Raw genomic sequence first — 9,922 nt, 5'->3', positions numbered from 1 at the left:
GAGCCAATACCCAGGCCAGGGCTAGCTGAGCGGGCGTTGTATCTTTCGTAAGAGCCCAGCTTTTAAGTTTTTCGACCAGTTCGAGGTTTTTATAGAAGTTTTCACCCATGTACCTGGGGAAATACCGACGGGAATCATCCGGGGCAAAATCATCCGGACTTTTAATTTCACCCGATAAAAAGCCTCGTCCTAAGGGTGAGTAGGCAACAAAACCAATGCCCAACTCCCGACAAAGGGCCAGCATCCCGTTTTCTTCGACACTGCGGTCAAAGAGCGAGTATTCCGATTCGAGGGCCGTCAGGGGATGAACAGCATGAGCCCGGCGGAGCGTATCCGCATCTACTTCCGATAAGCCCAGGTAACGGACCTTTCCTTCCTCGACGAGTCGGCTCATGGCTCCTACGGTATCTTCAATGGGCGTTGAAGGGTCCAGCCGGTGCAGGTAATACAAATCAATGTAATCGGTTTTGAGTCGGCGGAGCGAACCTTCGATGGAAGTACGGACGTACTCCGGCCGACCGTTAAATCCGTAATCCCAGTGGCCCTGTTCATCGAGATGAAAGCCAAACTTCGTCGCCAGGATATACTGATCCCGTCTGCCAGCAATGGCCTGACCAATCAGCGTTTCATTGTGCAAGGGTCCGTAAATATCGGCGGTGTCGAGCATGGTCACCCCTAATTCACGGACCTGGTGAATGGTGGCAATACTTTCGGCGTCATCGGCAGGACCGTAAATCGTGCCCATGGGAGCGGGCGACATGCCCATGCAACCCAGCCCTTCAACGGAAACCTGTAATCCCTGACTACCTAATGCAACAGAGGGGAGCGTGTTTATAGTGTTGGATGGTTAATGATTAGAACACAACAAAGGTCCGCGATAGGAGGTACGTCCGGATTATACAAATTGGAGCTTATCGAACACAAAATGCGTATTCGGAAGGTTTTGCCGGATACGAATGCCAGAAAGATAGAAGCGGATCAAATCCGAAGGATCTTTCTTTCTGAAATCCTAAAAAAAGGCAGGAGTCCGACTCAGTGTCAGACTCCTGCCTTTTAATAAACATCACTTTTAAACGACAGCTTAATCACTAACCCCGGTGATAAATTTCAGCCCAAGTTCGGAGCTGCTTTTCGTGAACGGCGATAAACTGCTCGGGCAGTAGTCGCCATTTCCAGCAGGCACTGTTACCGGCGGGCGTGTTCATCCGGGCTTTTTCATCCAGTCCCAGTACGTCCTGTAAGGGTAAGATGGCCGTTTGGGCTACTGAAGCATAGGCCAGCCGAATCATGACGAAATGAATCGTCTCTTCGGACAAGGAGCCGCCCACGTATTTTTCCAGGTTTCGGTGTTCTTCCGGGGATAAATCCTGCCGGAACCAACCCTTGGTCGTGTTGTTATCGTGCGTACCCGTATACACCAGACTCAGCGGCAGGTGATTATGCGGAATATTGACCGAACGTGGCATGTCGTCGCTAAAGGCAAAATGCAGTACCCGCATACCGGGCAGCATAAATTCATCTCGCAATTGATACACATCCTCACCAATATCGCCCAGGTCTTCAGCAATCAGCGACAGACTCCCCAGTTTTTCCTGCAAGACCTGGAAAAATTCGGCTCCGGGGCCGGGTTTCCAGGCTCCATTTTTAGCCGTTTTCTCCTCGGCGGGTACTTCCCAATAGCTGGCAAAAGCCCGGAAGTGGTCCAATCGCAGCCGATCGTACAATTCCATGTTTTTTTCAATCCGATCGATCCACCAGTCGTACTGGCGGGCTTTCAGCACGTCCCAACGGTACAGCGGCATGCCCCAGCGTTGACCCTCCTCATTGAAATAATCGGGTGGTACGCCCGCTACGCAGGTCATTTCACCCTGCTCATCCAAGTGGAAAATTTCCGGGTTAGCCCATACATCGACGGAATCGTAACTGGGATAAAAAGGCAAGTCGCCCAAGAATTGTACATTCTGCTGGTTACCATACGCCCGCAACTCCCGCCACTGTTGGAAGAAGATGAACTGCACCCACTTCTCGTAGGTAAGTTCCGCTTCGTGTTCGCAGGCAAACGCGATCAGGGTTCCTGACTCCCGCATTTTATAAGGTTGCGGCCACTCAGACCAGGACTTTTGCTGCTGATAATTTTTGAGTACAACAAATAAGGCGTAGTCGTCGAGCCACTCGGATTCCTGCTGACAAAATTCACGAAATGCGTTTCGCCAGTAAATGGAAGCCGATTGTTGAAACTTCTGGTAGGCCTTAGCCAGCATCTGGGTTTTCAGCTCATTGACCTGCTCGTAATCGACCTGCGACTGAGCCGGAAGCTGATACGGTTCCAAGTCCTTCAGCCAGCCGTGTTCCAGTAACTTCTCCGGACTAATCAGTAGGGGATTCCCCGCCCGGCTTGAGATGGAACTATACGGCGAATAAGCCTGATCGACTCCCGTTGGGTTGAGCGGTAACAGCTGCCAGTAACTCTGTTTACTACGGGAAAGAGCATCCACGAAGGCATGGGCCTGAGGTCCCAGATCACCAATACCAAAGTTGGAAGGCAACGAAGTGACGGAAAGTAAGATACCCGCATTACGGTCCAACATTTCCGGTTCGCCTTGTAATAAAGCCACGGGCAACTGGTGGAATAAATCCTGTACCCGTAATGATTCGACCGGCATTCCCAGCAAATTCAGCCAGGTTTGGGGAGCTTCTTCGGGTACTACGATCTGCGTATCCTTCCAGTCGATTTCCAGTACCGAACACTTCTGCTTTTCCCCGAGCTGGGCCGCGTGTAGCGGTACGGCTACGATGAACCAGTTTTGCTGGTATCGGCGGGCAAAGGCCAGGACGTGCTCGCCGTATGCTCCAGTCACCTGTAACGGCAGATACAATCCTTCCGCGAAGGTTTCCGCATGTTCGCCGCGTTTGAGGAACAGCTGATGCGTCAGCCACAGTTTAATTTGTCCGGTAAAGCGACGTTTCCACAAATCCGCTACTGTAACCCGATCCAGCTCATCCAGCCATTGCTGGCGAAGCTGGTAATCAACGGGGCGGCGGTTGTCCGGATCTACCAGACTCAAATCCCAGGATTCCGTACCCTGGTACACGTCCGGTACGCCGGGTGCAGCAAATTTCAGTAGCGTCTGAGCCAGGGAATTAACAATACCCCAGTCGGCTATTTTCCGGTGGAAAGGCTCGAACGCAGTCCAGAATTCCCCTTCCTGATCCAGCAATTGTCCGGCAAAATCCTGAGCTGCCTGCTCGTAGGCTTCATTAGGCTTGGTCCAGTTGGAATGGAGTTTGGCTTCCCTTAAGGCTTTTTGCAGGTATTCGTTGAGGCGTTGCGGGAACTCATCTTCGTCCTGCCCCGGCATGGGATACGCCCCGAGCACGGTCTGGAAAATAAAATACTGATCGCTGGGGTCCAGCTCCGCGTGGCGGTGGCCCGTTGACCATTCTTCCACCGTTTTGAGCCATTCCTGCGGTAAATCGGTGAGTACGTTGAGTCGGGCTCGTACGTCCTCGCCCCGTTTGGTGTCGTGTGTGGAGGTACCGTTCAGCGACAAGGGCCATTTCTGTTGCCGATCCCGCATGAGCTGGTGAAAATGCTCCGGGCTAAGGCCGAACTCTGCTACGGAATCGCCCACTTCATTGTGACCAATAAAGCGGTGATAGGTATACAGCAGGGTATCTTCCACGCCTTTTGCCATGAGCGGTCCCGAAAATTGCATGCACCGCTGGTAGAAGGGCAGGGATTCAGCCTGATTGAACAGGGTATCCTGCAAAGCCGTCAGTGTCTTTTTCAACTTCGGCTGATCCGCTTCAATGGCAGCAAATACCGCACGGATCGCTTCCTGTTCAGCAGGCTCCAGGGGCCACTGGTTCCCGTAATTGCGGTACACCGGACAATAAATCAGCCACTGAGCTATGGCTTCCCGCAGATCTTCCTCCGCCAGCTCGGGAAGGTCCAGTTGACCGTAAAGCCGCACCAGATTGGTCAGCTCGCCCGCCATGTGATCGAATAGAATGGCCGCTTTCTTGCGGTGAATCTGTTCAAGAATGGGGGTACGATCGCCCGTTAGTTTCTCGTAATACTCGGTAAATGCTTGTTCACTGTGGGTATTGGTGAACAGGTTGTTGACGTACGAAAGAAAATCGTAACCTGTGTTTCCTTCAATAGGCCAGTACTCGGGCAACTCTTCACCCGGTTCAAGAATTTTCTCTACCGTCAGATACGTTTCCGGTCCGGCCAGTTCACGCAGTTGTTGCAGGTACGCGGTCGGATCGTACAGCCCATCGATATGATCGACGCGGAGGCCCTGAAAGACGCCCGTATCCACCAGCGTCTGGATGTACTTGTGAAAATGCTCAAATACCTCGGGTTGCTGGATGTTGAGGCAAATGAGGCCATTTACCGTAAAAAACCGCCGAAAATTGATTTGCGTATCGGTTTCCGCGTAAAAGCAGAGGCGGTAGTACTGTTCGTCGGCGAGTTGCTGAATTTTTTCCGGGTCTTTATTCCAGCTTTCCAGTAACTCCTCCAGATCCGCATGTAGCTCCGTTTGCTCGGCCAGAGGCGTCCAAATTTGTTCAACGAGTGTCACGCCGTATAAACCGTCGTCCTCAATACGTTCCAGTTGTTGAAAGGCTTTTGAGAGGGAGGCCGCTTTGGGAAGGGCTTCCAGTACGCGTCCAACCGAAGGTGTACTCAAGGGGAAATCCATTTCATTCACCACCAACACCAGTTGCTTGTTGTGGTAGGCAACTTTCAAGTCGCCCTTTTGGATGACCTCCTCCAGCGATTCCCCGAGGAAGGGAGCCATAATCTGCCCCGGACTGACGGGATTATCCCAGTCAATATCAAAAAATGAAGCGTAAACCGAACGTTTCCCCTTCTGAAAAACATCCCAAATCCACAGATTTGAAGGAGTATAGGCCATGTGGTTGGGTACAATATCCTGTAACCAGCCAATGCCTTTTTCCTGCAATTGAGACTGAATTCGCAATAAATCCGCTTCCGTACCAATTTCAGGATTGATCCGGTGGGGATTCAGTCCATCGTAACCATGCGTACTGCCGGGCGTTGATTCGAAAATGGGCGAGGCGTACAGCGTTTGAATACCCAGTTTCTGTAAATAGGGTATAATGGCTTCGAGTTCCTTAAAGGAGAACGCCTTGTGAAGTTGAAATCGATAAGTAGCGATGGGGTTATTCATGGATGTATAGGAGAATCGACTCCGGTTGAATGGTGAGCCCTGAATCAGGTAAAATGACCTCAGGAGCACCTAAAGGGCCGTTCCAGCGAACATCGGCGGAGTCCCAGCGTTTATGCCAGGCCAGCTTTGCCTCCGGTACGGGTACGGCCTGAGGCTGCTTAGAGAAATTCAAAAGGATGAGAACATCCTGCTTTTCGTGCCAGCGACGAATAATCAGTAAATCCCGGTCTTCGTCTGCCACTACTTCCATTTGACTACGATCCAGATTTTTGAGAGCTGGATGAGCTTTTCGAAGGGCAATCAGTGCCTGATAGTACCGAAATAAGGTTTGGTGATGTTCTTTTTCAAGTAAGGACCATTGTAGCTTGGATTGCTGAAACGTTTCTTCAATGGTTGGATCGGGAGCCTCGCCATCACCATTGTGAAAGTAGGCAAACTCTTTACGGCGACCTTCTCGTACTAACGCTGAAAGTTTGGGATCCGTATGATCGACAAAATACAGGAAGGGATTCTCCTCGGCCCATTCCTCACCCATAAACAATAAAGGCAGGTAAGGACTACATAATACGGTTCCAGCCAGTAATTTAAGCATTTCAAAACTTACCAGCTGGCTCGTACGCTCGCCCATCATGCGGTTTCCGACGTGATCGTGGTTCTGGGAAAATACCACAAATTTTTCACCCGGAATCTGGTCCGTATGCACGCCAAATTTCTTGTGACGGCGAAAAGAATACTGACCTGTATATACGTAAGCATCACGGAAGGCCTTCGCCAAGTGATTCATGCCATTCATTTCTTCGTAATAGCCCATTCGTTCTTCCCCGGCCGCTACGCGAAGGGCGTGGTGGAATTCATCGCTCCACTGGGCATCCATGGCGTATCCGCCCTGTTCCATAGGTTTGATGTAACGGGTATCGTTCAGGTCCATCTCCACAATCAAATAGTGGGTACGGCCCGTTTGTTCGCTCAACGCGTCTACATGCTGCTTGATTTCCTGTAGAATGTGGTAGGGACTAAAATCGCGGATGGCGTGTACGGCATCCAGACGGAGGCCATCGATGTGAAAATCACGAAACCACATCAACACGTTCTCAATGAAAAACTGCCGTACGCCATCGCAGTGTTCATCGTCAAAATTTAGCCCGTCTCCCCAGGGCGTGGAATATTTATCGGTAAAATACGGACCGTACTGACCAAAGTAATTGCCATCCGGACCCATGTGGTTGTAGACCACATCCAGAATTACGGCCAGTCCTTTTTGGTGACAGCGGTCGACTAAATGTTGCAAGCCTCGTACGCCGCCGTAGGAGTGCTGAACAGCAAACGGATAGACGCCATCGTAACCCCAATTCCGTTTTCCGGGAAACTGAGCGATTGGCATGAGTTCAATGGCCGTTACACCCAGGGAAATCAAATGATCCAGTTTTTCTTCCAGAGCCGCAAAAGTGCCCTCGGGCGTAAAGGTGCCTACATGAAGTTCGTAAAAAATGTAGTCGGCAAGCGGCAAATTTTGCCAGTGCTGGTCGTGCCAGTCGTAATCGGATAAATCAACAGCCTCAGATATACTATGGACACTTTCGGGCTGCGACAGAGAAGTAGGGTCGGGTAGGTGTTTACCATCGTTTAGTACGAACTGGTAGGTGTCACCCGGTTGAAGCTCGGTGGTGGTTAATTCCCAGTAGCCGAAGCCATCTTTTACCAGTGGATACATCGTATTGGATTTGGTTAGATGGATAGCGACGTGTTCCAGGAGGGGAGCCCACAAAACAATGTGAGCCTCCCCCGTAGAACTGAAATTAACCCCGAGCGTGCGAGAACTCAGGTTAATGGATTGCATAACTTACTTGTGCGTAGAAAGTGGATTTTTGAGCACAACGACGGAGCGGGCAGCCACGGTGATGGTATCATCGGGTTGGAACGTTTCTCCCTCTTCGTCTACCAGAGCCGTACTCGTATCGAGTACTTTGATCCAGGTCGTGCCCCATTTTTCAGGAGGAATTTTGTAATCAATAGACTCGTAGTGAGCATTGAAGAGGACGTAAAAGGTGTCATCCACAATGCGTTTTCCCGTAGCACTGACCGATCGCAGGGCGTGTCCACTCATAAAGATTCCCAGCGATTTGGCAAAGCCGTTCTGCCAGTCCTCATCACTCATTTCGGTACCTTCGGGTAAAAACCAGGCGATGTCTTCCACCCCCGTACCTTTGATGGGCTGTCCTTTAAACCAGCCCCGCCGACAGAATACCGGGTGACTCTTACTGAAACGAATCACTTTACGGGTAAACTCCAGCAATTCCTGATCAGCAGCTTCCCAGTTTACCCAGGAAATTTCATTATCCTGGCAGTAAGCGTTGTTGTTGCCCTGCTGAGAACGACCCATTTCATCCCCGGCCACCAGCATAGCTACGCCTTGGGAGAGGAAGAGCGTCGTGATGAAGTTTCGCTTCTGCTGAGCACGTAGGGCTACGATTTCGGCATCTTCCGTAGGACCTTCTACACCACAATTCCAGGAACGGTTGTGGCTTTCGCCATCTTTATTGTCCTCACCATTGGCTTCGTTATGTTTGTCATTGTACGAAACCAGATCATTGAGTGTAAAGCCGTCGTGAGCTGTAATGAAGTTGACACTGGCCGTTGGGCTGCGGTACCCTTCCTGATACAGATCAGGGCTTCCCAGAAAACGTTGAGCAAATTCGCCCAATTTACTATACGCTCCCCGCCAGTAATCACGTACGCAGTCGCGGTACATGCCGTTCCATTCGGCCCAGCCCGGAGGAAACTTGCCCACTTGGTAGCCACCTTCACCCACATCCCAGGGTTCGGCAATGAGTTTCACCTGTGAAATGATCGGGTCCTGGTAGATAACGTCGAAGAAGGAGTTGAGTTTGTCAATTTCGTGGAGACCCCGGGCCAGCGTTGAGGCCAGGTCAAACCGGAAGCCGTCCACGTGCATTTCCAGAATCCAGTACCGGAGGCTATCCATGATGAGCCGTAGTACGTTGGGCTGCATCACGTTCAGCGTATTACCCGTGCCGGTATAATCCATGTAGTACCGGCCATCGTGCAGGCGGTAGTAAGCGGCGTTGTCGATTCCTTTAAACGAAAGCGTAGGACCCATTTCGTTACCTTCGGCGGTATGGTTATACACCACATCGAGAATGACTTCGATACCCGCTTTATGGAGTTCCTTCACCATCGTTTTGAACTCGGTAACCTGTTCGCCTTGTACACCGCTGCTGGAATAACCCGCGTCCGGAGCGAAGAAGGCAATGGTGTTATAGCCCCAATAGTTCGTCAGTCCTTTTTCGACGAGATGGCTGTCCTTGACGAAAGCGTGGATCGGCATCAGTTCCACCGAGGTAATACCCAGATCCTTCAGGTACTGGATCGTAACCGGGTGCCCTAAGGCTGCGTAACTACCGCGGATTTCTTCGGGAATGTCTGGGTGTAATTGCGTAAAGCCTTTTACGTGGGTTTCGTAAATAACGGTCTTGTTGTAGGGTACCTTGGGGGCTACGTCATCTTCCCAGTCAAAACTCGAATCGACTACTACCGATTTAGGTAAAAAGGGTGCACTATCGTCTTCATTGAAAGAAAGATCATCTTCACCTATTTTGTAGCTAAACAAGGAGTTATCCCATTCGACCGTCCCAGCCAACGCTTTGGTATAGGGATCAATGAGTAACTTATTGGGGTTAAAGCGATGTCCGTTTTCGGGTTCATAAGGGCCATGAACGCGGTAACCGTAGAGTTGTCCGGGTTCCAAACCGGGTACATAGACGTGCCAAATGTGATACGCTCGTTCTTCTAAAGGAATGCGAACGGTTTCTTTAGCGTTGGAAACTTCATCGAAGAGGCAAAGGTCAATACCAGTAGCATTTTCAGCAAAAATGGCAAAATTTACGCCCTTGCCATCGTATTTAGAACCTAGTGGAAAGGGATCACCAGGATACGTAGTAGTGGACTTCATGTGCAAATATGGGTGTTAGTGTATGGTTCAGGCAGCACCCGGATGCTGGTTGAGCGAATTTTTTTCTGCAATCTGCAAGGGGGCAGAGTGGGTGGCATGAACCAATTAAACGTTGTAAAAAAAGTATCCGATACGGGAATTGAGGAATAATGGGGAGAGAGTGCGGCAAAAATACCTACGTATCACCCAATACGTGATTGCTACTAATGTTTTGGAATTTAGTAAAAAAAAGGCTGTAAACATCGCAGATGATGTCTACAGCCCTTTTCCGAGATTAAGGGTGAGGAGGGTTACACGCGTTCGGGCAGACTTTGATAAACGGTCACACTCCAGGGAGATACCGTAAGTAACGTCTTATCGTATACGTGATCTACGGCGGGACTTGCCTGACTGTCTTCCAGCCAGTTGGCTTCTTTGGAATCCAGAATTTTCTTCCAGGTATGTTCCAGAGGCGGCACTGTATAGGAAATAGCCTGAGTGGACAGATTGAAAACGGCCATCAGGTGTTCCTGGCCGGAGTCGTTCTGTCGAAAGAGTACAAAACCCGATTCATCGATGACGTGTACCCGTACGTCATTTTTGCAGTAATTCTGTAGCAAGGGAATTTCCCGTCGCATGCCAATCAGGGTTTTGTACCATTGTCGAATGAGCTCGTGCTTGCCTTGCGTACGTTCTTCCCAGTGCAAGATGGAATCACGGAACGTTTGTTCGTCCTGCGGGTCCAGGTGTGCCTGATCCTCGCTGAATGATT

Annotated in this window: 5 protein-coding genes; all 5 read right to left on the bottom strand. The window is 50.5% G+C overall.

From position 1 onward, the window contains the following. The coding region (locus tag ACOJTG_RS15865; RefSeq protein ID WP_420154722.1) for an aldo/keto reductase at positions 1-766 on the bottom strand (766 nt) is incomplete at its 3' end. Positions 767-1,088: 322 nt separating this feature from the next. Then, on the bottom strand, positions 1,089-5,201 hold the full coding sequence (treY, locus tag ACOJTG_RS15860) for a malto-oligosyltrehalose synthase (RefSeq protein ID WP_420154721.1): 4,113 nt from the start codon (positions 5,199-5,201) through the stop codon (positions 1,089-1,091). Then, positions 5,194-7,038 carry a malto-oligosyltrehalose trehalohydrolase gene (treZ, locus tag ACOJTG_RS15855; protein ID WP_420154720.1) on the bottom strand — a complete coding sequence of 615 codons (1,845 nt, stop codon included), beginning with the start codon at positions 7,036-7,038 and terminating at the stop codon, positions 5,194-5,196. Before treZ ends, treY begins: the two co-directional genes overlap by 8 nt. A gap of 3 nt (positions 7,039-7,041) precedes the next feature. After that, on the bottom strand, positions 7,042-9,171 hold the full coding sequence (gene glgX / locus ACOJTG_RS15850; protein ID WP_420154719.1) for a glycogen debranching protein GlgX: 2,130 nt from the start codon (positions 9,169-9,171) through the stop codon (positions 7,042-7,044). A 290-nt stretch (positions 9,172-9,461) separates the two neighbouring features. Next, a partial coding sequence (locus ACOJTG_RS15845) for a DUF3459 domain-containing protein (RefSeq protein ID WP_420154718.1) occupies positions 9,462-9,922 on the bottom strand: 461 nt, incomplete at its 5' end.

The sequence above is a fragment of the Siphonobacter sp. genome (genome assembly GCF_048595215.1).
GTDB lineage: Bacteria > Bacteroidota > Bacteroidia > Cytophagales > Spirosomataceae > Siphonobacter.
The sequence above is the reverse complement of the archived record's forward strand: the minus strand, read 5'-3'. Positions and strand labels throughout refer to the sequence as shown.

Coding starts and splice junctions, on each gene's coding strand:
- treY (WP_420154721.1), bottom strand. CDS start 5,201: ATGAATAACCCCATCGCTACTTATCGATTTCAACTTCACAAGGCGTTC.
- treZ (WP_420154720.1), bottom strand. CDS start 7,038: ATGCAATCCATTAACCTGAGTTCTCGCACGCTCGGGGTTAATTTCAGT.
- glgX (WP_420154719.1), bottom strand. CDS start 9,171: ATGAAGTCCACTACTACGTATCCTGGTGATCCCTTTCCACTAGGTTCT.